The sequence below is a fragment of the Dactylosporangium sp. NPDC050588 genome, from assembly GCF_040654975.1.
Lineage (GTDB): Bacteria > Actinomycetota > Actinomycetes > Mycobacteriales > Micromonosporaceae > Dactylosporangium > Dactylosporangium maewongense.
Genome location: NZ_JBFAJA010000003.1, coordinates 35,741 through 60,776, shown reverse-complemented (window position 1 = coordinate 60,776; position 25,036 = coordinate 35,741). Strand labels below are relative to the sequence as shown.

The following is a 25,036-nucleotide window of genomic DNA, read 5'->3' as shown; positions in this document are numbered from 1 at the left end:
ACCGAGCGGATGCGCACCGCTGTCGTGGTGGGCGCCGGCATCGGCGGGATCGCCGCGGCCGGCGCGCTCGCCCGGACCGGCTGGCAGGTCACCCTCCTCGAACGCGACGACCGGCTCCGCCCGGGCCACGGCGCGCTCGTCCTGTGGCCCAACGGGGTCCGGGCGCTGCGGGGCCTCGGCCTGGCCGGCGGCCTGGACGGCATCGCCACCCCCGTCCCGCCCGTCGGCATCCGCCGCCCGGACGGCCAGTGGCTCGTCCGTCCCGGCTCGGTCGCCGATGAGGTCGAGTCGCCGCCGGTGGTCGTACACCGGGAAGACCTCCACGACGCGTTCATCGCGGGACTCGGCGAGCAGGTCGACATCCGCAGCGGCATCGAGGTGCAGCCCGCGAGGGTCCACCGCGAGCGCCCCGCCGTCGGCGACGGCCGGGTCACGTTCGAGGCCGACCTGATCGTCGCCGCGGACGGTGTACAGAGTGCCGTCCGCCGCAGGCTGGCACCCACCACGTCGTTCGCGAGCGCGGGCGTCGCCGCCTGGCGGGCCGTCATTCCCTGGTACCGCGTCCCCGACCTGCCGCCGGGCCTCCCCGACCACGGCGAGACCCTCGACGCCGGCCACCGGTTCAGCCACGCCTCCCTCGGCGAGCGCGGCTCGTCCGGCGGCTCCACCCGCGGCGGCATCTCCTGGGTCGCCACCGTCCCCGGCGCCCTGCGTCCCGAGCCGCCCGCCGGCCAGCTCGCGCTGTTGCGCCGCTGGTTCGCCGGCTGGCACGCCCCGATCCCGCAGCTGCTCGCCGCCACCGAGCCCGACGACCTCGTCCAGGAGCCCATCGGCGAGCTGACCCCGCTGCCGGAGACGTTCGGCGTCAGGGCCGGCAGCGGCGGCTACGCCCTCATCGGCGACGCCGCCCACGCCATGCCGCACCACCTCGCCCAGGGCGCCTGCCTGGCCCTGGAGGACGTCGCCACGCTGCAGGCCGTCCTCACCGCCTCGCGGGGGGCTCTCCCGCCGGCCCTGGACGAGTACAGCCGCCTGCGCCGCCCCAGGGTGACCAGGGTCCTGCAGCAGACCCGCAAGGCGTCGGCCGTCCTGCACCCCCGTGGCGGCCTCACGAGCCGCGCCGTGGGCGCCGCCCTGGGCCGCGCCAACCCCCGCACCCTGGACAAGGCCGCCGCCGCAGCCGCCGAATGGTCAGGCCCGACCTCCGCCTGACCTCGGCCAGACGTCCTCCTGCTTCCGTCGGGCTGCCTTCTGGCGCGTCACGTGCCACTCGGCATGCACGTTGGTCAATGCCCGCATATGTTCGATCTTCGCCATAGACGTTGCGCGATCAACCGCGATTTCAGAGATCGTTTTGGGGGTGGATCGCGCAGCGTCGATGTGACAAATGCCGCAAAGCGGGGCATTGATCAACGTCTGTGGTGGGCGCCGGGTGAGGCGGAGGCGGGTGGTCCGTGGGCTGGGCTGGACTGAGCCGGGTCGGGTCGAGGCCGGGCCGGGGTCGGGCCGGGCTGGGGGGTCGGGCCCCGGGGTCGGTCAGTTGTGGGTTTCGCCGTGTTCGACGCAGGTGGCGGACCAGCCCTGGGGGAGGACCTGGACCTTCATCCGGCGGCGGCACCGTGGGCAGAAGCGGGGCGGCTCCAGCTGTCGCGCCGCCGCGCACGCCGGGTGTGGGGCGGCGGTGGTGAGAGACTCGCCGCAGCGGTCGCACCAGGTAGCGGTGTCCACGGCGGTCACAGCGTTGCCGACAGGGCCTTGACCGGCATGCTCAGCTCGTCGAGCAGGGCCAGGTCCTGGTCGGCGGAGCGGCCCAGGGTCGTGAGGTAGTTGCCGACGATCACCGCGTTGACGCCGCCGAGCAGGCCGTCGCGGGTGCCGAGGTCGCCGAGGGTGATTTCGCGGCCGCCGGCGTACCGCAGCAGGGTGCGCGGCAGAGCGAGCCTGAACGCGGCGATGGCCCGCAGCGCGTCCTTCGGGTCCAGGACGGGCTGGTCGCCGAGGGGGGTGCCCGGGCGGGGGTTGAGGAAGTTGAGCGGGACCTCGTGCGGGTCGAGCTCCTGCAGCTGGATCGCGAACTCGGCCCGCTGCTCCACCGTCTCGCCCAGGCCCAGGATGCCGCCGCAGCAGACCTCCATGCCGGCGTCGCGGACCATGCGCAGGGTGTCCCACCGCTCGTCCCAGGTGTGGGTGGTGACGACCTGTGGGAAATGCGACTTCGCGGTCTCGAGGTTGTGGTTGTACCGGTGGATGCCCAACTCCGCGAGCTGGTCCACCTGCTCCTGGGTCAGCATGCCCAGCGACGCGGCGATGTTGATGTCGACGGCGGCGCGGATCGCGGCGACGCCGTCGGCGAGCTGCGTCATGAGCCGCTGGTCGGGGCCGCGGACGGCGGCGACGATGCAGAACTCCGTGGCTCCGGTCGCGGCGGTCTGCTTCGCGGCCTCGACCAGCGACGGGATGTCGAGCCAGACGGCGCGGACCGGGGACGTGAACAGGCCGGACTGCGAGCAGAAGTGGCAGTCCTCGGGGCAGCCGCCGGTCTTGAGCGAGACGATGCCCTCGACCTCGACCTCCGGGCCGCACCACGTCATCCGTACCTCGTGCGCGATCGCGAGATAGTCGGGCAGCTCCTCGTCGGAGCAGCGCAGCACGGCGAGCACGCCCTCGAGGTCGAGCCCGACTCCGGTGTCCACGACAGCCTTGGCAGCATCAAGCATGCTCGTACCTTACAAAACGTTAGGGTCGGGCGGTCCGCCCGAAGGTGGTCGGCTATGTTGTGCACATCGCACAAACGGCATCGTAGAGGTTCTACAACGAGAACGGGAGGGTGCGGGAGTGCGCGACGGATCCTGGCTGTCCACGCTGGACGCTGAGGCCGCCGGTCGGCAGGCTGCCGGGCTGCGCCGGGAGCTGCGCCCGCGCGGCGCCGACGACGACGACGTGATCGACCTCGCCGGCAACGACTACCTCGGCCTGTCCCGGCACCCCGACGTGCTCGCCGCCGCGACCCGGGCCCTCGCCGACTACGGGCTCGGGGCGACGGGCTCGCGGCTCGTCCGCGGCTCCACCGGCGCGCACCAGGCCCTCGAGTCGGGTCTCGCCGGGCTGCTCGGCACGCAGACCGCGCTCGTGTACTCGTCCGGGTACCTCGCCAACCTCGGCGCCATCCGCGCGCTGGTGCGGCCCGGCACGCTCGTGGTGTCGGACGCGCACAACCACGCCTCGATCGTCGACGGCTGCCGGCTCGCCTGCGCCGGAAGCGCCTCGAAGGGTGCCGCGACCGTCGTCGCGCCGCACGCCGACCCCGACGCCGTCCGGGCGCTGCTCGCCGCCTCGCCGGACCGGCCCGCCGTGGTGGTGACCGAGAGCGTGTTCTCCGTCGACGGGGACCTCGCGCCGCTCGCTGCGCTGTACACCACCTGCCAGACGCACCCCGGTGGCGCGCTGCTGCTCGTCGACGACGCGCACGCCCTCGGCGTCATCGGTCCCCGCGGTGCGGGTGGGGTCGCCGCCGCCGGCCTCTCCGGGCTGCCCGGCGTGATCGTCACCGCGACCCTGTCGAAGTCCCTCGGCGCCGCCGGCGGGGTGATCGCCGGCCCGCACCAGCTCGGCCGGCAGCTCGTCGACACCGGCCGCACCTTCATCTACGACACCGCCCTCCCGCCCGCCGTCGCCGCCGGCGCCCTCGCGGCCCTCGACCTCCTCGTCGCCGGCGACGACCTACGGGCCGAGCTCGCCGCCCGGGCCGCGACCGCGGTCAGCCGCCTGCGCGGCGAGGGCCTGGAGGTCTCCGACCCGTCCGGCGGGGTGATCTCCGTCGGTGCGCCGAGCGCCGACGAGGCGTTCGCGTGGGCGTCCGCCTGTCGTGAGCGGGGGGTCGCGGTAGGCTGCTTCCGCCCACCGTCCACACCGGACGGTCGGTCGCGCCTTCGGCTCACCGTCAACGTCGGCGTGCCACCGGCGGCGTTCGAGCACGCGCTCGACATCGTCGTCAAGGAGCGCCCCTGACGGGCGGCGCGCGGCCGACCCCGCACGCTCCCGGCAGGCGCCGCGGCGACTGCTGAAGGGCGGCCCGTGACCTGAGCCGCCGGCGACTGGGAGACGGCGCTGTTGAACGGCGTGCCGACCGATTCGAGCTTCCCTTCGGGGCGTGCCGGCCGGCCCGAGCGGCTTGCCTTGCCATGCTGAGCGCCCCGATCGACCTGAAGCGCCCTGTGCGGGCGTGCCGACCAGCCGAGCCGCCCCTGAAGGGTGTGCCGGCCGAACCGCGCCACCCCCGGCGCCCGTGAAGGACGTGCCTTGAGCGATCCGCGCACCGCCGACCACGACGTCTCGCCCGCTGAGGCCCTCCTGTCGGAGGCGCTGCGCTCCGAGGCGGTGCTGTCGGAGGACGTGACCCCGGCGGAGACCGAGCCCTTCGCCGGGGCCGTCGTCATCACCGGCACCGACACCGGCGTCGGCAAGACCATCGTCACCGCCGCCATCGCCGCCGCCGCGACCGCGGCGGGGCGGCGGGTCGCGGTCGTCAAGCCCGCGCAGACCGGCACCGCCGACGGCGACGAGCCCGACGCCGCGACCGTCTCGCGGCTCGCGGAGCCCGTCACGGTGCGGACGCTCGCCAGCTTCCCCGACCCGCTCGCCCCGCTGGCCGCGGCCCGGGTCGCCGGCGACGACCCGCTGACGGCGGTGATGGCGCAGCTCGCCCTTCGTACCATCGTGGAAGAGCACGACGTCACGCTCATCGAAGGGGCCGGCGGGCTCCTCGTGCCGATGGGGGAGGGCGGCTGGACGATGCTCGACCTCGCCGCCGCGCTCGGCGCCACCGCCGTGGTCGTCGCCCGTCCCGGCCTCGGCACCCTCAACCACACGGCGCTCACACTGCAGGCCCTCGCCCACCGGGACGTACCGGCGGTCGTGGTCCTCGGCACGTGGCCGGCGGAGCCGGAGCTCGTCCACCGGACCAACCTGCACGACCTCGACGGCGACCTGGTCGGGGCCGTCCCGGACGGTGCGGGGTCGCTCGCCCCGGCACTGTTCCGCCGGGAGGCCGCGCACTGGCTCGCGCCGCTGCTGTACGGCCGGTTCGACCCGGTCGCGTTCCGCTCCCACAGCCGCTGACCCGACCCGCCGCCGTCCCCCACGCCCGTGACGGCCTTTTATGGCCCGGCGGCCGTTGCGGAGCATCGGCGTTTCGGGGGACCGCGGCGATCGATGTTAAGGGGTACGGTCACGCCATGACCGAGATCGACCCCGGTGCCGGTGCCGCCGCCGAGTCCGGACCTGACCAGGAGCGCCGCGCCCGCGCCAGGAAACGGCTCGACGACGCGGGCGCCAAGGTCACCGCCGAGGCCCGCACCGAGTCCCGTGAGCAGGTCCGCGACCTCATGGGCTGGTCATGAGCGGCCCCGTCGGGCTGGTGCTCGACCCTGCGGCGGTGCTCGCGTACACGCAGGGCGACACGGGCGTCGCCGACCTGGTCAGCCTCGTCCTCGCCGACGGCGGCACGGTCGTGGTGCCGGCGGTGTCGCTGGCCGAGACGCGCAGTGAGCTCGCGTACGCCGAGGAGCTCGCCCGCCTCGACACCCTCCTCAGCACGGCCACGGTCGCCCCGCTCGACGGCGGCGACGCGGTCGGCCTCGGACGGCTCGCGTCCCGGCTCAACGGCAGCCTCGGCCTCGCCCACGCCGTCGCCGAGGCCCACCGCCACGAGGCCCGTCTGCTCACCTCCCACGGCCCCACGGTCCGCCGTACCATCGGCGAGCTCGACGGCATCGTCGACCTCTGACTCCCTATCGGGGATCTGGTGTCAAGGCCGGCTAGACCGGGCTGGTTTCCGGTCGGAGGATCGTTGGTGGGGAAGGTTGCCTCGTTTGTCCGCGCCCTGTGCGCGTGACCTGTCATGCCCTGTGTGGGCTTGCTGAGGGGCCTTCCCCGCCCTTGCCTTGCTGCGGCGTCGGCGGCGGACGTCCTCGGTCACGGTCCGCTGCTCCGCGATGATCGTCTTCGCCTGGTCGGGAGTGACTGGTCGGCCTTTTGTGTCGCAGATGACGTAGGGCATGCCGCGGTGCATGACGGTCCAGAGTCGTTCGGCGAGCCGCCCGGCGACGATGCAGAGGGCGTTGAGGTGTTCGGCGCCGCGTTCGACCATCTGCTGGTAGGAGAGCGGGCCAGCCTCGATCCGGCTTTGGACATGGGTTGGCCTTTGCGGTCGGTGTTGCCGGTCTCCGACGCGCGGGGGAGTCAGGCCGAGGTAGGACTTGAAATGCGCCGCGGTCGGGAACCGATCGGGGCGGCCGATCACCGCGGTCACCCGGGTCCGGCCCGCCCTGAGCAGCGCCCGGGGGTCGGCATAGCGTTCCAGCACAGCGAAGGTCGGCCTGGCCCAGGTCGCCCGTCAGCGGGGTGCACGGCATCACCTGCCGGACCAGGTCCTTGATCCGCACCTTGTGCTCCGCAGCAGCCATCGTCAACCGGTCACACGCCCGCACCCGCCGGTCCAACGCCGCCGCCTCAGCACCGGGCAGTTCCAGGTGCCGCAACCGCCAAGATTGATCAACGGCAACCGGGCAAGGGCGTCCGCGTCGATGCCGTTGGACTTCGCATGTCGCGACAGGAACCTGCGCAGGTCCGCCGCCTTCGCCGACGACACCCGAAACACCGCATGCCCGCGACCGGTGAAGAACACCGCGACCGGCAACCACGCCGGACCGGTCGGCTCGAACACCACCTCCAACCGCGCGCTGTGGGGAGCCGCGCTGTGGGGAGCCCGGACCGAGCAGGTACACGATGGGGGGCGGCCAGCCGCGTTACGGGGAGTCGCGCGCTACGGGGACAGGCGGCTTGCCGTTGCGAGGACGCTGGCGGGCAGGGTGAGGCGGAACGAGGTCTCGTCCAGGCGGACCTCGCCGCCGCAGAGGCTGGCGACGGCGCTGGCCACGCGCAGGTCGGTGGGCTTCTGCGGGTCGCTGGGGCGGGGGTGCGGCGCGGTCAGCTCGCCGTGGGCGACGATCTTCGCGTCGATGGCCGGCACGGGGTCGGCGCGCAGGGCGATCTCGATGTGGGCGCGGCTCGGTGCGGTTGTCGCGAGCCACAGGACGAGCTGGCCGACGAGGTGCCGGCAGACGAGGTCGTCGACCGCGACCGGGACCGTGGCGGGGGCGTCCGCGTGGATGCTCACCGCTGCCGCGACCGCCACGCGGCGGGCCAGGTCGACGGCGTCGCGCAGCACCGCGACCAGGTCGGTGGCGCCGGCGCGGTGGGTGCCCGAGGGGTCTTCGTCGACGGCGGCCAGGGGGAGGATGACGCCGTCGACGTAGCGCTGGAGGCGGACCGCGTTGCGGTCGATGGCGTCGAGGCAGGCGACACCCTCGCGCAGGGCCTCCGCGGCGGGGGCGCCGGCGAGGTCGTCGCGCAGCAGCCGGGTGTACGCGAGGATCGACGTCAACGGGGTGTGCAGCTCGTGTCGCAGTCGCGCCGCGGGATCGTCGCCGGTGGAGAACACGCGCGTTCCTTTCGTCGTGCTCGGATGCCCGCGGGGCCCGAGACATCGACGCTAACCGGCGTCCGAGCTGCCGGCTCCCCGACAGGCGAGCAGGTCACCCGATCGGGACAGCCGTGCGGTCGGCGGCTCGCGAGGCGGCGTCCACCGAAACGCCGCGCTGGCGGACCGGCCGCGAGGCACCGCGCTGGGAGACCGGCCGCGAGGCGCCGGGCTGGCGGACCGGCCGCGGGGCGCCGGGCTGGCGGACCGGCCCGGCAGCGCCGCATGATCCATGCCGGGCAGGCCAAGCCAGGCCCGTGGGGCAGGGGTGCGGGGAGCAGGGGGTACGGGGAGCAGGGGTGCGGGTGGTCAGCCGATCGGGAGCAGGTGGGAGGTCCTGCGGGCCGGCGGCTGCTGGGTCGCGTCGGGCAGCAGGTCGGGGCGCAGCGCGGCGCGCAGGGACGCCTGGACCGTCGACGGGTCGGTGCCGGCGTCGACGATCGTGAACCGGGGAGCTTCCGGCAGCGCCCGGTACGCCTCGTCGCAGGCCGTCAGATAGTCCAGCTCCTCGTGGTCCTTGCCTCGCGCCTCGACCCGGGCCTGGGCCACGGGCGGCGGCACCGCCAGGTAGAAGACGAGGTCGGGCTGCGGCAGGAGGCGGAAGAGCAGCCGCGCGGGCCAGAGCCGGCCCTTACGGACGGTGATGCTGGTGTACTGGCAGTAGGTGTACCGGTCCATGACGGCCACCGTGCCGGTCAGCCGGGACACCAGGAGCGCCCTCGTGATGACCAGGCCGCGCAGCAGCGTCTCCACCAGCAGGAAGAGCCGCACGCCGAGCAGGTCTTCGGCGTCGCGGCGGCCGAGGCGCTGGGCGAGCCGGCCGAAGAAGACCCGTCCGGCGGCGTTGCGGTGGTAGCGGGCGGGGGTGCCGCTCGCGTCGAGCCAGTCGGCGAGCCACCGGGCCTGGGTGGATTTGCCGGCGCCGTCGATACCAATCAGTGCCACTGTACGGATCACCTTCCCTACGGTAAGCCGTCGCGAGTGAAGCGCCAGTGAACCGCGCGAAGACGACCGAGCGAGGACGACCGATCAAGAGACGAGACGGGAAGACAAGAGAAGGCGGAGCAAAGGATCAGGGCAGGACGACGACGCTGGTGCCGGCGGGGACCGCGTCGAGCAGGGCCTGCTGCGCGGCCGGCGGCATCCGGACGCAGCCGTTGGAGCGCCGGAAGCCGAACTCGTTGCGGTACCACGCGTGGATGCCGGTGTGCGCGTCCGCCAGGCCGTCCGCGACGGCGCCCTTGTCGTCCGGGACGGCGCCGAGGGCGAGGACGTCGAGCCCCGCGTACACCTTGCTCGGCAGCGACGAACGCCCCAGGACGAACGTGCGCCCCAGCGGCGTCGGGGTCTCGGGCGCGCCGATCGTGACGGTCCACGTCTGCTGGACGGCGCCGTCGCGGACCCAGGTGAGCGTGAACGCGCCGCGCCGCACGATGAGCTGGTCGTGCAGCGGCACCCTGTTCCAGCCGCCCTCGGGGAGCCAGCCGATGCTGCGGTTGAGCGACGGCAGCAGCACCGCGACCCAGCCGGACCGCCGGGCGACGATCGGCATGACCAGCGGCACGCCGCTGATGTCGGGGGTCAGGTAGGCGCGGGCGGTGCCGCCGGGCGCGTCGTAGGCGGCGAGCTTCGCCGTGGGGTGCGCCGCCTCGGTCAGCGGGACCGTCGAGGACTGGTCGGGGTCGGCGGGGAACCCGGTCGCGGCCTTCGTGTAGGTGATCGTGGGGATGCCGGCGGGGGCCGGCGCGGCGGAGGCGGGCGCGGCCGCCTGCACGGACGGCGATGCGGAGGCCGGTGCCTGCGACGACGCCGAAGGGGCGGCGGACTGAGCCGGTTTCGACGGCGAGGAGCCGCAGCCGGTGAGGCAGATCGTGAGCGCGGTCAGGGCGGCGGCGCGGCGCACGAGCATCCGTCCAAGATAGCGGAGCCGCCGCTACAGGTCTGTCGGCCGGTCAGAGGAGCATCGGTCGAGCAGGTCGAGAGCGACGGGCAGGTCGTCGGCGCCGATCATGCCGAAGCCCACGACGAGCCCGTCCACCGGTGCGGGCTCCAGGAAGAAGCCGGCGAGCCGCTCGACCGCCACGTCCGCGGACCGCAGCCGCGCGACGACCCGTGGCACGTCGACGTGCGGGGCGGCGAGGAGCGTCACGTGCAGGCCCGCCGACGACGGCACGAGCGTGAACCGGTCGGCGAGCACCCCGCGCGCCGCGGCGGTCACGAGATCGTGGCGGGTGGCGTACACCCGCGTCACCGACCGCACGTGCCGCCGCAGCTGCCCGTCGTCGATGAACGAGGCGAGCGCGGCCTGCGCGGCGGGCTCGGCGTGCCAGTCGGTGAGGCGCTTCGCCGCGACGAGCGCGGGCCGCAGCGACGCGGGTGCGACCAGGAACCCGAGGCGCAGCGCGGGCAGGAGCGTCTTGGCGAACGAGCCGACGTAGACGACCCTGCCCGCCCGGTCGAGGCTCTGCAGCGGCTCCAGCACCGCGAAAGGGGGCCGGTCGGAGTAGCGGAACTCGCTGTCGTAGTCGTCCTCGACGATCGCCGCGCCGTGCCGTTCGGCCCAGCCGAGCAGCGCCGACCGCCGCGGCATCGTCATCGGGACGCCGAGCGGGTACTGGTGGGAGGGTGTGACGTACACCAGCCGCGCCGACCTCGGGAGCGCGTCGACGATCAGGCCCGACCCGTCGACGGGGACGGGCACGACGCGCGCGCCGAGCGACTCGAAGGCCTCGCGCGCGGGTGGGTAGCCGGGCTCCTCGACGGCGACGACCGTGCCCGGCTCGATCAGGACCCGCCCGACGAGGTCGAGGCCCTGCTGGGCGCCGTTGGTGACGAGCACGTCCTCCGGCGACGCCCGCACCGACCGGGACAGCCCCACCGACCGCGCGATCGCGGCCCGCAGCGCGGGCAGGCCGGCCGGCTCGCCGTAGTCGGGGGACGCGCTGAGCGACCGGGTCAGCAGGCGCCGCCACGTGGCGAGGGGGAACAGGGCGCCGTCCGGGTGGCCGGCCCGCAGGTCGTACCGCGCCGGAGCGACCGGAGGCCGCTCGGGGACGGTGAAACGCGGCGACGGGCGGAGCGCGCCGACCGGGGCGCGGCGCGACCTGGACGCCGGTGGCGGCGTCGCCACGAACGTGCCCGCGCCCGCCCGGCCCTCCAGGAACCCGTCGCCGACGAGGCGGTCGTAGGCGGCGGCGACCGTGTTGCGCGACACCGCGAGGTCCCGCGCCAGCTCCCGGCTCGGCGGGACCCGCTCGCCGGCCCGCAGCCGCCCGTCGAGGATCGCGTCGCGGACCTGCCGGTAGATGCGGGTCGCCTGGTCACCTCGGCCGCCGAGGGTGATGTGCAGATCCAACTTGGCCCACTCCAAGTAGGAAGTTATTGGTACTTCTACCGGGCCAAGCCCGGGCCTAGCGTCGATCGTATGCTCACCGTCAAGCAAGGCGCGGCCCTGTCCGTCGGCGCCGTCCTCGGCACCGGCGTGATCGCCCTGCCCGCCCTCGGCGCCCAGGTCGCCGGCCCCGCCTCGCTCGTCGCGTGGCTCGCCCTCGTCGTGCTGTCCGCGCCCCTCGCAGCCACGTTCGCCGCGCTCGGCGCCAGGTACCCGGACGCGGGTGGCGTCTCCACGTACGTCGGCGCGGCGTTCGGCCCGCGCGCCGCCGCGGTCGTCGGGTGGATCTTCTACGCCGCCGTCCCCGTCGGGTTCCTGCCCGCCGCGGGCTTCGGTGCCGCCTATGTCACCGCGGTCGTCGGCGGCGGCCACCGTACGACGCTGCTCACGGCCGGAGCCCTCATCGTCGTCGTCGCCGGGCTGAACTTCGGCGGCGTGAAGGTGTCCGGCAAGGCGCAGCTGTGGCTCGCCGGCGTCCTCGCCGCGCTGCTGCTGCTCGCCGTCGGCACCGCGCTGCCGCACGCCGACCTGGCCAACCTGCGGCCCTTCGCCCCGCACGGCTGGCTCGCGATCGGGCCCGCGATGGCCGTGCTCGTCTGGGGGTTCGCCGGCTGGGAGGCGCTCACGTCGCTCGCCGCCGACTACCGCCACCCGCGCCGCGACGTGCCCCGCGCCACCTGGATCGCCGTCGCCGTCGTCGGCGTGCTCTACCTGCTCGTCGCCGCCACCAGCCAGCTGGTCCTCGGCCCGCGCGCCGGCACCGTGGCCGCGCCCCTCGCCGAGCTGCTCACCATCGGCCTCGGCCGCGACGTGAAGATCCTCACCGCGGTCGTCGCGCTGCTGCTCACCGCCGGCGCGGTCAACGCCTACTTCGCGGGCGCCGCCAAGCTCGGCGCCGCCCTCGGCCGCGACGGGGCGATGCCCGCGTGGCTCGCCAAGGGCGCGGGCGCGGGGGAGGTGCCCCGCCGGTCACTGGCCGTGGTCGCCGGGCTCGCGGGCGCGTGCCTCGCCGTCGCGGGGCCGCTGGGCGTCGGGGCGAAGCCGCTGCTGCTGGCCACGACCGCGTCGTTCGTCGTCGTGTACGTCCTGGGGACGGCGGCGGCGGTGAAGCTGCTGCCGGCCGGGAGCTGGTCCCGACGCGTCGCGGTCGTGGCGCTGCTGTGTGTGGTCGGGCTGCTCGCCCTCACCACATGGTATGTGCTGTGGCCGGGCGCGGTGGCGATGGTCGCGCTTGGTTATTTCGCCGCCACGGTACGGCGTCAGCGCAGGTCGGGCTCGATGATGTGCATGGCGGCCTCCTCGGCCGACGCCGCGCCGCCGTCGATGCCCACGTCGGAGCCGATCTCGTCCTTCTCCTCGTCCTCGCCCCAGCCCTCGTCGGGGGCGACGAGCCGTCCGGCGCGCCGGTCGCCGACCTCGCCCGCGTCGAAGAACTCGCCGGACTCGGTCGTCGTGCCGTAGTCGTCGAGGTCGGGCCGGGCCATCGGGTCCGGCTCCTCCTGTCGCAGGCGGCGGTCCCAGGACTCGCCCCGCTGCGCCTCGGCCTGGGTGACCCCGAACGCGTTCAACCCGAGCGGCTTCTCCGGCGGCGAATACCCCTCGTCGAGGGCGTCGTCCAGGCCGCGGTCCGACAGGGTGTCCTGGGCCGACAGCTGGCCTTCCTCGTCCGGTGCCGGGTCCCAGCTCGCGGTTTCAGAGCTCATGATCACGTCTCCTCGGTCGCAGGTGGCGTGGCGCTGCCGTGTTGCATACCCGGCAGCGCCACATTCGACCCTAAATCACCGGATCGTGCGCCGCCTGATGAGTGGCCCGGTGGCTCCGGATCAGCTCCGCGTACCGGTGGCCGCTCGCCTTGATCGTGCGCTCCTGCGTGTCGTAGTCGACCCGGACGAGCCCGAAGCGCTTGTCGTAGCCGTACGCCCACTCGAAGTTGTCCAGCAGCGACCAGGCGAAGTAGCCGTCGACCGGCGCGCCCCGGACGACCGCGTTGCGGACCGCGTCCAGGTGCTGTTCCAGGTAGTCGACGCGCTCCTTGTCCTGGATGTCGCCGTTCGGCTCGACCGTGTCCGCCCACGCGGAGCCGTTCTCCGTCACGAGGATGCTGCGCGGCTGGTACGTCTCGGCGACCCGCACCAGGATGTCCTCCAGGCCCTTCGCGTAGACCTCCCACGGCATCGCCGTCTCGATCGAGCCCGGCACCGGGATCTGCGCCACGAACGGCGCGTGGGAGTCCGGGGCGTCGACGATGACCTGGCGGAAGTAGTAGTTGATGCCGAGGAACTCCGTCGGCGCCGCGATCAGCTCCAGGTCGCCGTCGCGGACCGGCACCTCCACCCGGTACGTGTCGAGCATGTCCGCCGGGTAGCCGAGGCCGTGCAGCGGGTCCAGCCACCAGCGGTTGATGTGGCCGTCCGCCCGTACCGCCGCCGCCACGTCCTCGGGACGGTCGCTGCCGGGCTCCGTCGGGCTCAGGTTCAGCACGATCCCGACCGCCGGCGGCAGCTGCGCCGACGCGCGGATCGCCTGGTTGACCAGGCCGTGGCCGAGCAGCACGTGGTGCGACGCGCGGACCGCACGGGTCAGGTCCCGCTCGCCCGGCGCCATCCGGCCCTCGAGATGCCCGATCCAGCAGACGCACAGCGGCTCGTTGACCGTGTTCCAGTCCGCGACCCGGTCGCCGAGCCGGCCCGCGACGACCGCCGCGTAGTCCGCGAACGCCTCCGCCGTCGCCCGCTCCGGCCAGCCGCCCCGGTCCTGCAGCGCCTGCGGCAGGTCCCAGTGGTACAGGGTCGCGAACGGCCGGATGCCCGCCTCGAGCAGCCCGTCGACGAGCCGGTCGTAGAAGTCCAGCCCGGCCTCGTTCACCGTGCCCGTCCCGGCCGGGATGACCCGCGGCCACGCCACCGAGAAGCGGTACGCCGCCAGGCCCAGCCGGCGCATCAGCGCGATGTCCTCCGGCCAGCGGTGGTAGTGGTCGCAGGCCACGTCGCCGGTGTCGCCGTTGTCGACGTTGCCCGGCGCATGGCTGAAGGTGTCCCAGATGGACGGTCCACGGCCGTCTTCGGTGACGGCGCCCTCGATCTGGTACGCCGCGGTCGCGGACCCCCAGATGAAGTTCGGTGGGAGGTTGGACAGATCCAGCACGGGACGGTTCTCCTCTTGGTGGTTGAGGACGGGGTTTGCTTGCGCGTTGCTCGGCCGCGCCGGCGGCTCGCGTGACCGTGCCGCCGGCGCGGTGCCCTACTTGACCGCGCCGGCGGTGAGGCCGGCCACGAAGTACCGTTGCAGCGCCAGGAACCCGGCGACGACCGGGACGCTGACGACCAGGGACGCGGCCATCACCTGGTTCCAGTAGACCTGGAACTGGGTGGAGTAGGCCTGCAGGCCGACGGCGAGGGTGCGGCTGTCCTGGTCCGTCATGATCGAGGCGAACAGCACCTCGCCCCACGCCGTCATGAACGCGTAGACGGTCACCGCGACGATCCCCGGCACGGCGGTCGGCAGGATGACGGTGAACAGGGTGCGCATCGACCCGGCGCCGTCGACCTGGGCCGCCTCGTCGAGGCCGCGGGGGATCGAGTCGAAGTAGCCGGCCAGCATCCAGATCGAGAACGGCAGCGAGAACGTCAGGTACGTGATGACCAGGCCCAGGCGGGTCTGGTACAGGTCGACGCCGCCGGCCGTGCCGAGGTTCACGTAGATGAGGAACAGCGGCAGCAGGAACAGGATGCCGGGGAACATCTGCGTCGACAGGACCGCGACGGAGAACACGCTCCGGCCGCGGAAGCGGTACCGGCTGATCGCGAACGCCGCGAAGACCGCGATCACCACCGAGAACACCGCCGCGACCGACGCCACGATCACGCTGTTGAGCAGGTAGTTGCCGAGCGGGACGGTGCTCCACATGTCGACGAACGCCTGGAACGTCAGCGTCGAGGGGAACCAGGTGAAGTAGTCCTGCACGTCCTGCAGCGGCTTCAACGCCGAGCTCACCATCACGTACAGCGGCGTCAGCACGAACGCGGCCAGGAAGGTCAGCACGATCCAGCGGGCGATCCGCTCGCCCCGGCCCTCACGCATGGATCCTCCTGCGGTTCGTGATCAACAGGTAGACGGCCGTGACCAGCAGCAGGAACAGCAGCAGCGCCACCGACATCGCCGAGCCCGTGCCGAAGTCCCAGGTGCTGAACGAGCTGTTGTAGATGTGGATCGAGATGAGATCCGCCTCCGGCGGCGCGGAGCCGCCGAACAGCACGTACGGGGTGTTGAAGTCGTTGAACGTCCACAGGAACAGCACCAGCAGCAGCACCTGGTTGATCGGCCGCAGCGACGGCAGCGTCACCGAGGTGATCCGCCGCCAGAACCCGGCGCCGTCGATCGCGGCCGCCTCGTACATCTCCGTCGGCACGTTCTGCAGGCCGGCGGTGATGCACAGCAGCGCGAACGGCCACGTCCGCCACACCGACACCACCAGCAGTGCCCAGAAGCTGTTCTCGCCGATGAGCCAGAACGGCCGCTCCCCGTCGACGAGCCCGAGCTGGTCGACGAGCACGTGGTTGACCAGGCCCGTGTCCCGCTGGAACAGGAACCCCCAGGTGATGACGGCGGCGTAGACCGGCAGCGCGTACGGGGTGAGGAACAGCGTGCGCAGCAGCGCCCGGCCGCGGAACGGCCGCTGCAGGAACACCGCCGCCGACAGGCCGAACAGCCACGAGATCGCCACCGACAGCGTCGTGTACAGCACGGTGATGCCGAACGAGTGCAGCAGCGCCTTGCCGGTCTCGCTGTTGACGTCGAGGGTCGCGCTGTAGTTGCCGAACCCGACGAACGGCGCCGTCGACCAGTCCTGGATGTGGAACTGGGTCAGCTCCAGCAGGCTCATCCACACGCCGACGAGCATCGGCACGACGTGGATCGCGATCTCCAGGAACGCGGCCGGCAGGACCAGCATGTACGGCAGGTACTTGGACCGCAGCCTCCGCCTCCGGCGCTGCGCGGGCGTGCTCGCCCGCCGCGGCGCGGCGTTGGGGGCGGAGCCGCGGTGCTGCCGCACGTCCGGCGCGGCGTGCATGGGCCGGCGGACGGGGACGGTCGCCGACCCGCGGGCCGACTGCATCGGTGTGACCCGCCGCTGCGGGTGCCCGGCGGTCATGCCTTCATCCGTTGCTCGACGGCCTTCAGCTTCGCCCGGATGGCGGCCTCGGTGATCGGTTTGTTGTTCGCCGCGTTGGCGAACTGCTCCTTCATCACCGCGCCGACGAGGGTCTCGAACTGGCTCTCCGTCGTCACCTGCGGCAGCGGCGACGCCGTCGAGGCGAGCACCTCGGCGAGGATCTTCTGCTCCGGCGCCTGGAACGCCGGGTTCGTGAGCGCGCCCTTGACCGACGGCAGCGACCCGTACACCTTGTTGAGGGCGACCTGCTCGTCGTCGCTGGTCATGAACTTCACGAACTCCATTGCGCCCTCCAGGTTCCTGCTGTGCCGGAACACCGCGATGTTGATCCCGGCGACCATGCTGTTGACCTTCCGGCCGCCGGCGGGCGGGTTCGCCGGGAACGGCACGTGCGCGATGCCGTACTCCTCGGGGCGCATGCCCTGCGCCTGGAACGCGGAGCCGGCCGCCTGCCACAGCAGCATCGCCGCCTTGCGGTTGGCGAAGTCGGACAGCGACTCGTTCTTCGCGTACTCGGCGTTGCTCGGGTTGACGATCTTGTCGACGGCCATGAGGTCGATGTACCGCTTGATCGCCTTGACGTTCTGGTCCGTGTCGAACGTCGGCTTGCCGCTCAGGTCGAACCACTCGCCGCCGTACTGCTGGCTGAACGTGAACGCGTGGTGTGCGTTCTCCGACAGGTTCGCGCCCTCGATCGCCAGGCCCCACTGCTTGCCGTTGGTGAGGCGCTTGCCGACCTCGACCAGCTCCTCCCACGTCGCCGGGGGCTTGCTGATGCCCGCGTCGGCGAACATCTGCTTGTTGTAGTAGAGCGCGTACGACAGCGAGTACAGCGGGACCGCCGCCGGTGCCTTGCCCGGCGCGCCCGCCGAGGCGAGGGCCGCCGGCACGAACCGGTCCCGGCCGCCGATCCGGTCGAACGCCGCCGCGTCGAACGAGATCAGTGCGTTCGTCGCCTGCAGCGACGCCGACCACGTGTTGCCGATGTTGACCACGTCCGGCCCGCGGCCCGACGTCGCCGCCGCCAGGAGCCGGTTGAGCAGGTCCGACCAGGGCACGACCTCGACCTTGACGTGGATGCCGGTCTGCTGCTCGAAGCGCTCCAGGACGGGGGCCAGGGTCTGCTTGTCGAACTCGAGGCTGCTGCCCTGGTTGCTCGCCCAGTAGGTCAGGGTCTTGGCGTCCGCCACGGGGTTGCCGCACGCGGCGAGCGAACCGGTCAGGAGGGCGGCCGCCATCAGTAACGCGAGCCTTCGTCTCGGCACGTGTCTGCCCTTTCATGGGTGCCGACCGGCGTGCCGAAGCGACCGCAGGGGTTGGGGCTGCGGCGTGACGGTCGCACGCTCGACAGGGGGTGAAGGTGGTGCTGGTCCCAGCCGAACGGGGTGTTGCCGCGACCAGTTGGTTTCTGTCGGGACTTAAATAATGTCGTCATTAAAGTGGTGCGTCACCTGGACGTCAAGGTCGGGAAGCGGTTCCGGCGGTCCGTAGAATCGGACAAAACAGGATTGTTTACGTCGCGATCGAAGTATGTCTTGACGGCGATGCAACCTCGGCGTAACACTCGTGGTTCTGAGAGAGCGCTCTCTCATGTGTGGCTCCCGACATGAGAATGTCGACGACCGTCGACGCACCGCCTTGCCTCGACAGGTCACCGCCCACGGTTCCGTCCGCCCAGCTCACGGCCCCGCCACGTCCCCCGACTGACAGGCAGGATCATGAAATTTCCGCGTTTGTCGCGTTATCCCGCGGCGCATGCGCCCGCTGATGCGCCACCGCGGCGCAACGGTCTGCGCCGCTGGCTCCTCGGTGGCGCCACCACCCTGATGCTCTCCACCGCCGTCGCCGCGATCGCGCTGCCCAACGCGAGCGCCGCACCGACCCTGCTGTCGCAGGGCAAGCCCACCACCGCCTCCTCCAGCGAGAACGCCGGCACGCCGGCGACCGCCGCCACCGACGGCAACACCGGCACCCGCTGGGCCAGCGCCTTCGCCGACCCCCAGTGGATCCAGGTCGACCTCGGCGCGCCCGCCGCGCTGTCGCAGGTCGTGCTCAACTGGGAGGCCGCGTCCGGCAAGGCGTTCCAGATCCAGATCTCCAACGACGCCGCGAACTGGACGCAGGTCTACAGCACCACCACCGGCGCCGGCGGCACCCAGACGCTGAACGTCACCGGCACCGGACGCTACGTGCGGATGTACGGCACCCAGCGCAACACCGCCTACGGCTACTCGCTGTGGGAGTTCCAGGTGTACGGCGAGTCCTCGCCGACCGGCCAGACCTGCGGCCCGACGAACCGCGCGATCACCCGCCCGGCCACCGCCTCCTCGACCGAGAACGCCGGCACGCCCGCCAGTGCCGCCGTCGACGGCAACACCGGCACCCGCTGGGCCAGCGCCGCCTCCGTCCCGCAGTGGATCACCGTCGACCTCGGCGCGTCGTACCAGCTCTGCCGGGTGGTCCTGCGCTGGGAGGCCGCGTACGCCAGCGCCTTCCAGATCCAGGTCTCCAGCGACAACGCCGCCTGGACCACGATCCACTCGACCACCACCGGCACCGGCGGGGTCCAGACGATCGACGTGACCGGCACCGGCCGCTATGTTCGGGTCAACGCCACCGCCAAGGCCACGCAGTGGGGCGTCTCGCTGTGGGAGTTCGAGGTGTACGTATTGGGCGGCGCCAGCCCGTCGAGCAGCGGTCCCACGAGCAGCGGGCCGATCGAGACGCCCGACCCGAAGAACCCCAACTTCGGCCCCAACGTCTCCGTCTTCGACCCGTCGCAGCAGGCCGCCGCGCAGGCCCGGCTCAACCAGATCTTCGCCGGCCAGGAGACCAACCAGTTCGGCACCGAGCGCTACGCGGTGCTGTTCAAGCCCGGCAACCACACCATCGACGCCAACGTCGGCTTCTACACCCAGGTCGCCGGCCTCGGGTTCTCACCCGACGACGTCAACATCAACGGCCACGTCCGGGCCGAGGCCACCTGGTTCGGCGGCAACGCCACCCAGAACTTCTGGCGCGGTGCGGAGAACCTGTCCGTGACCCTGCCGAACACCGGCAACGGCGTGCAGGTCGAGCGCTGGGCCGTCTCGCAGGCCGTGCAGTACCGCCGCATGCACCTGCGCGGCGGCAACAACGAGATCCAGCTCTGGAACGGCGGCGACGGCTGGTCCTCCGGCGGCCTCATGGCCGACACGAAGGTCGACGGGCGCGTCGTGTCCGGCTCGCAGCAGCAGTGGTACACCCGCAACAGCGAGCTCGGCAGCTGGGCCGGCTCCGTGTGGAACATGGTCTTCCAGGGCGTGCAGGGCGCCCCGCCGCCGCACTTCCCGAACCCCTCGCACACGGTGATCAACCAGACGCCGCTGCAGCGGGAGAAGCCGTTCCTCTACATCGACGGCACCGGCACCTACCGGGTGTTCGTCCCGGCGCTGCAGAGCAACACGACCGGCACCAGCTGGTTCGGCAAGACCCCGGCGGGCTCGTCGATCTCCCTCGACCAGTTCTTCATCGTCCGCCCCGGGCACACCGCCGCGCAGATCAACGCGGCGCTCGCCGCCGGCCGGCACCTGCTCGTCACGCCCGGCGTCTACCACCTCAACGCGCCGCTGCAGGTGAACAACCCGAACACGGTCGTCCTCGGGCTCGGCCTCGCCACGTTCGTGCCGGACAACGGCGTCACCGCGATCAAGGTCGCCGACGTCGACGGCGTCAAGCTCGCCGGCCTGCTCATCGACGCCGGCACCGTCAACTCGCCGACCCTCGTCGAGCTCGGCCCGGCCGGCTCCTCGGCCTCGCACGCCGCGAACCCGACCTCGCTGCACGACGTGTACTTCCGCGTCGGCGGCGCCCACGTCGGCAAGGCCACCGTCAGCCTGCAGGTCAACAGCAGCAACGTGATCGGCGACCACATGTGGATCTGGCGCGCCGACCACGGCAACGCCGGCACCTACGGCTGGAACATCAACACCGGCCAGAACGGCATGGTCGTCAACGGCAACAACGTCACGATGTACGGGCTGTTCGTCGAGCACTACCAGCAGTACCAGGTCATCTGGAACGGCAACGGCGGCCGCACGTACTTCTTCCAGAACGAGATGCCCTACGACCCGCCGAACCAGGCCGCCTGGATGAACGGCTCCACCCGGGGCTGGGCCGCCTACAAGGTCGCCGACGCCGTCACCACGCACGAGGCGTACGGGCTGGGCAGCTACTGCTACTTCAACGCCAACCCCGCCGTCGTCGGCGAACGGTCCTTCGAGGTCCCGGTCAAGGCGGGCGTCGCGCTGCGCAACATGGTCAGCGTCTCGCTCGGCGGCGTCGGCACGATCAACCACGTCATCAACAACACGGGTGGTCCGGCCAACACGGCCAACCAGATCATCTACGTGACGAACCTGTAGCGCTTTATCCCCTGCCGAGCCGGAGGACCTACCCGCCCAGGTCCTCCGGCTCGGCGCTTGTCCACCGACCGGTTGACAGCCGGCTTCAGTCCTCCGGTCGTCCCGCGGCAGGGTGTGTACGCGTTTCGATGTCCTCATGACACCGATCGAAGTGCACGGGCTGCGCAAGGCGTACGGGGGCATCCCGGCCATCGACGGGATCTCCCTCGCCGTCGGGCCCGGGGAGATCTTCGCCCTGCTCGGGCCCAACGGCGCGGGCAAGAGCACCACCGTCGAGATCCTCGAAGGCCACCGTCGCCGCGATTGCGGTGATGTACGGGTGCTGGGCGAGGATCCGTGCTCCGCCGGCCGCCGGTGGCGGTCCCGGATCGGGATCGTGCTCCAGACCGCCACCGACGCCGCCGACCTCACGGTTCGCGAGACCGTCCGGCACTACTCGCGCTTCTACCCCGCTCCACGCGATCCATCGCTGGTGCTCGACCTCGTCGGGCTGTCGGACAAGGCCGGTGCCCGGGTGCGGACGCTGTCCGGCGGGCAGCGGCGCCGCGTCGACGTCGCGCTCGGCATCATCGGCAACCCGGACCTGGTCTTCCTCGACGAGCCGACGACCGGCTTCGACCCCGAGGCGCGGCGGCAGTTCTGGGCGCTGATCCGCTCACTCGCCGCCGACGGGACCACGGTCCTGCTCACCACCCACTACCTCGAAGAGGCCGCGGCGCTCGCCGACCGGCTGGCCATCATCGCGGGCGGCCGGATCGTCGCCGCCGGTACACCGTCCACTGTGGGCGGACTGGCTCGGGCGCAGGCGACCGTCACCTGGCGCGACGGCACCGGCCTGCACGAGGTGCGCACCGACTCGCCCAACAGCGTCGTCGCCGCGCTGCCGCCCGACGCCCTCGACCTCCAGATCCGCCGTCCCAGCCTGGAAGACGTCTACCTCGACCTCATCGGAGCCCGGTCATGACCATGCCGTCCACGCTCGCCATGGGTCGCTCCCGCGGCTTCGTCGAGGTCCTCCAGCTGATCCGGCAGAAGGACGCGGTCATCTTCACGTTCGCGTTCCCGGCACTGCTCACGATCCTGCTCGGGCTCATCTTCGACACGCCTGTCTCGCCGGGGTCCCCGACCACGCACAGCCAGGTGTTCGCCGCCGGCATGATCGCCTACGGCATCCTGTCCACCGCGTTCATCTCCATGGGCGTCGGCATCGCCGTCGACCGCGAGGACGGCACCCTCAAACGCCTGCGCGGCACGCCCGTCACCGCCGGCGCCTATTTCATCGGCAAGATCGTGCTGGTCTTCTTCGCCGCCCTCTTCGAGGTGCTGTTGCTGCTGCTGGTCGGTGTGCTGCTCTTCGACCTACCTGTTCCTGCTTCGGGTGCGCGCTGGCTGACGCTCGGCTGGCTCCTGGTTTTGTCGGTGGTCGCCTGTACCCTGCTGGGCATCGCCGCGTCGTCCCTGGCCCGCTCGGCCCGCAGCGCACCGGCGGTGCTCAACCTGCCCGTCCTCGTCCTGCAGTTCACGTCCGGCATCTTCGTCCACATCGCCGCGCTGCCCTCGGCGATGGTCAACGTCTCGGCGCTGTTCCCCGTCAAGTGGATGGGGCAGGGATTCCGCTCGGTGTTCCTGCCCGACGCCCTCGCCGCGCAGGAGGTGGCAGGTTCATGGGAGCCCGGCCGGACCGCCCTGGTCCTGGGGGCGTGGTGCGTGCTCGGGCTGGCGCTGAGCCTGCTGACGTTCCGCTGGTCGCGCCGGTGACCTTCGGCCTGTGGGACGTGCTGTATGTCGTGGTCGTGGGCTCGGTCGTCGGCTTCATGCTGGCCGACCGGGCCCCCGGCTCGGTGTCCGCGTCGCTCCTGCTGGTGGGGTGCCTCGCGTGGTCCGTGGCGCACCGGCTGTTCGCCCTGCACGCGGCCCTGTTCGTGGCCGTCCTGTCGGCGCTGCACCTCACCGCGGTCTGGCTCGACCACACGGCGTCGTTCGCGCTCTTCGCCTGGGGCTCGATGGTCTTCGCCACTCTCCCGCTGCGCCCCGCCCTCCTCGTCGTCGCCGTCCTCGACCTGGTGCCCGTGCCGCTCGCGCTGCTGCGCGACGGGACGCTGACCAAGGTGCACGGCCTCATCCCGCTCACCGTGCTGGGCCTCGCGTTCGCGATCGTGGCCGGCACGTACATCGCCCGCCTCACCGACCAGAACGAGGAACGCGCCGCGATGATCGCCGAGCTGTCCGCGAGCCGCGCCGAGGTCGCCCGCCTGTCCCACGAGGCCGGCGTGCTCACCGAACGGGCCCGCCTCGCCGCCGAGATCCACGACACCCTCGCGCAGGGCTTCACGAGCATCATCACCCTGGCCCAGGCCGCCACCGACCCCGCGCAGACCGCGCGGCGCCTCGAGCAGGTGGTCGGCACCGCCCGCGACAACCTCGCCGAGGCGCGCGCCCTCGTCGCCGCCCTCAGCCCCGCCGACCTGCACACCGCGGGCCTCGTCGCCGCGGTCCGCCGCCAGCTCTCCCGCCTGGCGGCCGAGACCGGCATCCGCACCGCCTGCCACCTGCCGTCCCCCTCCTGGGCCCTCATCGACCTGCCGACCGCGCAGCAGGTGGTGCTGCTGCGCTCCCTGCAGGAGGCCCTGACCAACGTCCGCAAGCACGCCGGCGCCACCACCGTCGACGTCTGGCTCACCACCACCGGCACCTCGGTCGCCCTCACCGTCACCGACGACGGGGCCGGCTTCACCGTTCCTTCTTCTGGTCCCGCCGTCGCATCCAGCGTCCCGGGTTCACCCGCCGCCGGTTACGGCCTGGCCGGCATGCGCGCCCGGGTCGAGGACGCCGGCGGCATCTGCACCATCGAAAGCCGCCCGGGCGCCGGCACCACCATCACGGTCGAGCTGTCATGACCCGCGCGCGCCGCCCGCTTTACGGGGCTCCGGCTGAAATGATCAATGTCATGCCACCCGTCTGCGCCCCCGCTGTCTCCACGGCTTCTTTGGGCCTGGCATGATTCGCGTCCTGCTGGTCGACGACCACCCCGTCGTCCGCGACGGCCTGCGCGGCATGCTCGAGCCCGAACCCGACCTGACCGTCGTCGGCGAAGCCGGCTCCGGCGACGAGGCCGTCACCGCCGCCCACACCCACCGCCCCGACGTCATCCTCATGGACCTGCGCATGCCGGGCCTCGACGGCGCCGGTGCCACCGACCGCATCCTCGCCGCCCTGCCCCAGACCCGCGTCGTCGTCCTCACCACGTACGACACCGACGCCGACATCCTCCGCGCCGTCGAAGCCGGAGCCAGCGGCTACCTGCTCAAGGACGTCTCCCGCACCGACCTCACCACCGCCATCCGCGCCGCGGCCCGCGGCGAGACCGTCCTGGCCCCGTCCGTCGCCGGCCGCCTCGTCCAACAGGTCCGCAACCCACCCCAGCCCCCGATCCTCTCCACCCGCGAGCTGCAGGTCCTCTCCCTTGTCGCCACCGGCGCCACCAACGCCGACATCGGCCGCACCCTCCACATCACCGAGGCCACCGTCAAGACCCACCTGCTCCGCACCTTCAACAAGCTCGACGTCAGCGACCGCACCGCCGCCGTCACCACCGCCATGTCCCTGGGCCTGCTTCCCCAAACCCGCCCTTGACCGCCGGACACCCAGCACCCCCACACCGGACCCCTGGACAACCCCACCACCCGCACCGTCAACCACGTCAACCCCCGTGGCACCCCACCGAACCAGCTCTCCTCGCGACTCCCTCCTGCATCGGCCGATCGCCTGCAGTTCCCGCACCCTCGCCGATCGCCCGCGCTTCTCCACGACCATTGCCCCGCGGAGCTTGCTCCTGTCCATGTCGACCGTGCCAGCGCGTCGCGAGGATCCCGCTGATCGCCCCTGCTTCTCCACGGCCATCGATCCCATGGACCTGATCCTGTCGGTGTTGACCCGCGCGGGCGCTTCGCAGGGCCCGTCGGTCACCTGCGGCTCCCGCACCCCGCCGCCCACATCGCTCTCCGGCCCGTCGCCCGCGCGGACAGACACGGACCCACCCGTGCCCGAACCCCGACTGGTCGCCCCCTGCCCATGCGCCAACGCGAACGCTCAACGTCGGCATCACACCCGATCCAGCGTCACCGACCCGCCACACCCGCCAACCGACCCGACCCGCCACACCCGCCGGACGGTTCGGCCGCGGCCTGCCAGTCCTGCCCGCTGCCCCGCCCACTGAGCCCAGCCCGCCACCCACCGGGTTCCTGCCTGCCGGCCCGCCGTCGGTCTGTTCCTGCCTGCTGCCCCTGCCGCCCACCGGGTTCCTGCCTGCAGCCCCGCCGTTCAGTCGGGTCCTGCCCGATGACCTGTCTCCCGTCGAGTCATGCCCCTTGGCCCGCCGGCTGTCCGGTTCTGCCTGCTGCCCGCCGTCTATGGGGTCCGGTCGCTGGCCTGCTGGCCCGCCGGCTGTCCGGTTCTGCCTGCTGCCCGCCGTCTATGGGGTCCGGTCGCTGGCCTGCTGGCCCGCCGGCTGTCCGGTTCTGCCTGCTGGC

23 protein-coding genes and 1 pseudogene are annotated in these 25,036 nt (G+C 72.4%); 11 read left to right on the top strand and 13 right to left on the bottom strand.

Annotated elements, in window-relative coordinates; all coding sequences use genetic code 11:
* The first annotated feature begins 9 nt into the window (after window positions 1–9).
* Window positions 10–1,212: an NAD(P)/FAD-dependent oxidoreductase gene (locus tag AB0I21_RS02735; RefSeq protein ID WP_360558539.1), complete on the top strand. Its 1,203-nt coding sequence runs from the start codon at window positions 10–12 to the stop codon at window positions 1,210–1,212.
* Window positions 1,213–1,536: 324 nt separating this feature from the next.
* Here AB0I21_RS02735 and AB0I21_RS02730 read toward each other — a convergent pair whose 3' ends face one another.
* Window positions 1,537–1,737: a hypothetical protein gene (locus tag AB0I21_RS02730; protein WP_360558537.1), complete on the bottom strand. Its 201-nt coding sequence runs from the start codon at window positions 1,735–1,737 to the stop codon at window positions 1,537–1,539.
* The gene (gene bioB, locus AB0I21_RS02725) at window positions 1,734–2,717 is read right to left on the bottom strand and encodes a biotin synthase BioB (protein WP_344503977.1); all 984 of its coding nucleotides are present in this window, start codon (window positions 2,715–2,717) and stop codon (window positions 1,734–1,736) included. The genes AB0I21_RS02730 and bioB overlap by 4 nt, the downstream gene beginning before the upstream one ends.
* Before the next feature lie 118 nt (window positions 2,718–2,835).
* On the opposite strand from bioB, the gene AB0I21_RS02720 reads away from it, so the two are divergent.
* The 4 genes from AB0I21_RS02720 to AB0I21_RS02705 all read left to right on the top strand — a co-directional run bounded on the left by AB0I21_RS02720 (window position 2,836) and on the right by AB0I21_RS02705 (window position 5,785).
* On the top strand, window positions 2,836–4,008 hold the full coding sequence (locus AB0I21_RS02720) for an 8-amino-7-oxononanoate synthase (protein ID WP_360558535.1): 1,173 nt from the start codon (window positions 2,836–2,838) through the stop codon (window positions 4,006–4,008).
* Between the two features lie 384 nt (window positions 4,009–4,392).
* Window positions 4,393–5,118 carry a dethiobiotin synthase gene (gene bioD, locus AB0I21_RS02715; RefSeq protein ID WP_360558672.1) on the top strand — a complete coding sequence of 242 codons (726 nt, stop codon included), beginning with the start codon at window positions 4,393–4,395 and terminating at the stop codon, window positions 5,116–5,118.
* A gap of 116 nt (window positions 5,119–5,234) precedes the next feature.
* Window positions 5,235–5,399 (top strand): hypothetical protein, encoded by a 165-nt coding sequence (locus tag AB0I21_RS02710; protein WP_360558534.1) that lies wholly within the window; start codon window positions 5,235–5,237, stop codon window positions 5,397–5,399.
* Window positions 5,396–5,785, top strand: a complete 390-nt coding sequence (locus AB0I21_RS02705) for a PIN domain-containing protein (RefSeq protein WP_354897988.1) — start codon at window positions 5,396–5,398, stop codon at window positions 5,783–5,785. The genes AB0I21_RS02710 and AB0I21_RS02705 overlap by 4 nt, the downstream gene beginning before the upstream one ends.
* A 21-nt stretch (window positions 5,786–5,806) precedes the next feature.
* Here the strand turns inward: AB0I21_RS02705 and AB0I21_RS02700 are convergent, their stop codons facing one another.
* The 6 genes from AB0I21_RS02700 to AB0I21_RS02675 all read right to left on the bottom strand — a co-directional run bounded on the left by AB0I21_RS02700 (window position 5,807) and on the right by AB0I21_RS02675 (window position 10,895).
* Window positions 5,807–6,364: a hypothetical protein gene (locus tag AB0I21_RS02700; RefSeq protein WP_360558532.1), complete on the bottom strand. Its 558-nt coding sequence runs from the start codon at window positions 6,362–6,364 to the stop codon at window positions 5,807–5,809.
* 102 nt (window positions 6,365–6,466) lie between these two features.
* A complete protein-coding gene (locus AB0I21_RS02695; RefSeq protein ID WP_360558530.1) occupies window positions 6,467–6,733 on the bottom strand; it encodes a hypothetical protein in 267 nt (88 codons plus the stop codon).
* A gap of 90 nt (window positions 6,734–6,823) precedes the next feature.
* The gene (locus AB0I21_RS02690) at window positions 6,824–7,501 is read right to left on the bottom strand and encodes a histidine kinase dimerization/phospho-acceptor domain-containing protein (RefSeq protein ID WP_360558528.1); all 678 of its coding nucleotides are present in this window, start codon (window positions 7,499–7,501) and stop codon (window positions 6,824–6,826) included.
* A gap of 348 nt (window positions 7,502–7,849) precedes the next feature.
* Window positions 7,850–8,485: a thymidylate kinase gene (locus tag AB0I21_RS02685; protein ID WP_360558526.1), complete on the bottom strand. Its 636-nt coding sequence runs from the start codon at window positions 8,483–8,485 to the stop codon at window positions 7,850–7,852.
* Window positions 8,486–8,612: 127 nt separating this feature from the next.
* Complete coding sequence (locus AB0I21_RS02680) at window positions 8,613–9,449, bottom strand: L,D-transpeptidase (RefSeq protein WP_360558525.1); 837 nt, start codon at window positions 9,447–9,449, stop codon at window positions 8,613–8,615.
* Between the two features lie 24 nt (window positions 9,450–9,473).
* Window positions 9,474–10,895 carry a PLP-dependent aminotransferase family protein gene (locus AB0I21_RS02675; RefSeq protein ID WP_360558524.1) on the bottom strand — a complete coding sequence of 474 codons (1,422 nt, stop codon included), beginning with the start codon at window positions 10,893–10,895 and terminating at the stop codon, window positions 9,474–9,476.
* Window positions 10,896–10,964: 69 nt separating this feature from the next.
* Here AB0I21_RS02675 and AB0I21_RS02670 point away from each other — a divergent pair.
* Window positions 10,965–12,161: pseudogene (locus AB0I21_RS02670) on the top strand (amino acid permease); the annotation flags it as partial.
* Between the two features lie 29 nt (window positions 12,162–12,190).
* Here the strand turns inward: AB0I21_RS02670 and AB0I21_RS02665 are convergent.
* From AB0I21_RS02665 to AB0I21_RS02645, 5 genes are all read right to left on the bottom strand, one after another.
* Window positions 12,191–12,634: a DUF5709 domain-containing protein gene (locus tag AB0I21_RS02665; protein ID WP_360558523.1), complete on the bottom strand. Its 444-nt coding sequence runs from the start codon at window positions 12,632–12,634 to the stop codon at window positions 12,191–12,193.
* A gap of 70 nt (window positions 12,635–12,704) precedes the next feature.
* Entirely contained in the window at window positions 12,705–14,075 is a 1,371-nt protein-coding gene (locus tag AB0I21_RS02660; RefSeq protein ID WP_360558521.1) for a GH1 family beta-glucosidase, read from the bottom strand.
* Between the two features lie 96 nt (window positions 14,076–14,171).
* A complete protein-coding gene (locus AB0I21_RS02655; protein ID WP_344503987.1) occupies window positions 14,172–15,011 on the bottom strand; it encodes a carbohydrate ABC transporter permease in 840 nt (279 codons plus the stop codon).
* Window positions 15,004–16,083 (bottom strand): sugar ABC transporter permease, encoded by a 1,080-nt coding sequence (locus AB0I21_RS02650; RefSeq protein WP_360558518.1) that lies wholly within the window; start codon window positions 16,081–16,083, stop codon window positions 15,004–15,006. The genes AB0I21_RS02655 and AB0I21_RS02650 overlap by 8 nt, the downstream gene beginning before the upstream one ends.
* Window positions 16,080–17,369: a sugar ABC transporter substrate-binding protein gene (locus AB0I21_RS02645; protein ID WP_344503989.1), complete on the bottom strand. Its 1,290-nt coding sequence runs from the start codon at window positions 17,367–17,369 to the stop codon at window positions 16,080–16,082. Before AB0I21_RS02645 ends, AB0I21_RS02650 begins: the two co-directional genes overlap by 4 nt.
* Window positions 17,370–17,930: 561 nt before the next feature.
* Between AB0I21_RS02645 and AB0I21_RS02640 the strand changes: the two genes are divergently transcribed.
* The 5 genes from AB0I21_RS02640 (at window position 17,931) to AB0I21_RS02620 (ending at window position 24,140) form a co-directional block, all read left to right on the top strand.
* Window positions 17,931–20,507, top strand: a complete 2,577-nt coding sequence (locus tag AB0I21_RS02640) for a discoidin domain-containing protein (RefSeq protein ID WP_360558671.1) — start codon at window positions 17,931–17,933, stop codon at window positions 20,505–20,507.
* A gap of 136 nt (window positions 20,508–20,643) precedes the next feature.
* On the top strand, window positions 20,644–21,471 hold the full coding sequence (locus tag AB0I21_RS02635) for an ABC transporter ATP-binding protein (RefSeq protein ID WP_360558516.1): 828 nt from the start codon (window positions 20,644–20,646) through the stop codon (window positions 21,469–21,471).
* Between the two features lie 2 nt (window positions 21,472–21,473).
* Window positions 21,474–22,265, top strand: a complete 792-nt coding sequence (locus AB0I21_RS02630; RefSeq protein ID WP_360558670.1) for an ABC transporter permease — start codon at window positions 21,474–21,476, stop codon at window positions 22,263–22,265.
* A complete protein-coding gene (locus AB0I21_RS02625) occupies window positions 22,262–23,404 on the top strand; it encodes a sensor histidine kinase (RefSeq protein ID WP_360558515.1) in 1,143 nt (380 codons plus the stop codon). Before AB0I21_RS02630 ends, AB0I21_RS02625 begins: the two co-directional genes overlap by 4 nt.
* A 100-nt stretch (window positions 23,405–23,504) precedes the next feature.
* The gene (locus AB0I21_RS02620; protein ID WP_360558513.1) at window positions 23,505–24,140 is read left to right on the top strand and encodes a response regulator transcription factor; all 636 of its coding nucleotides are present in this window, start codon (window positions 23,505–23,507) and stop codon (window positions 24,138–24,140) included.
* Window positions 24,141–25,036: the final 896 nt, after the last annotated feature.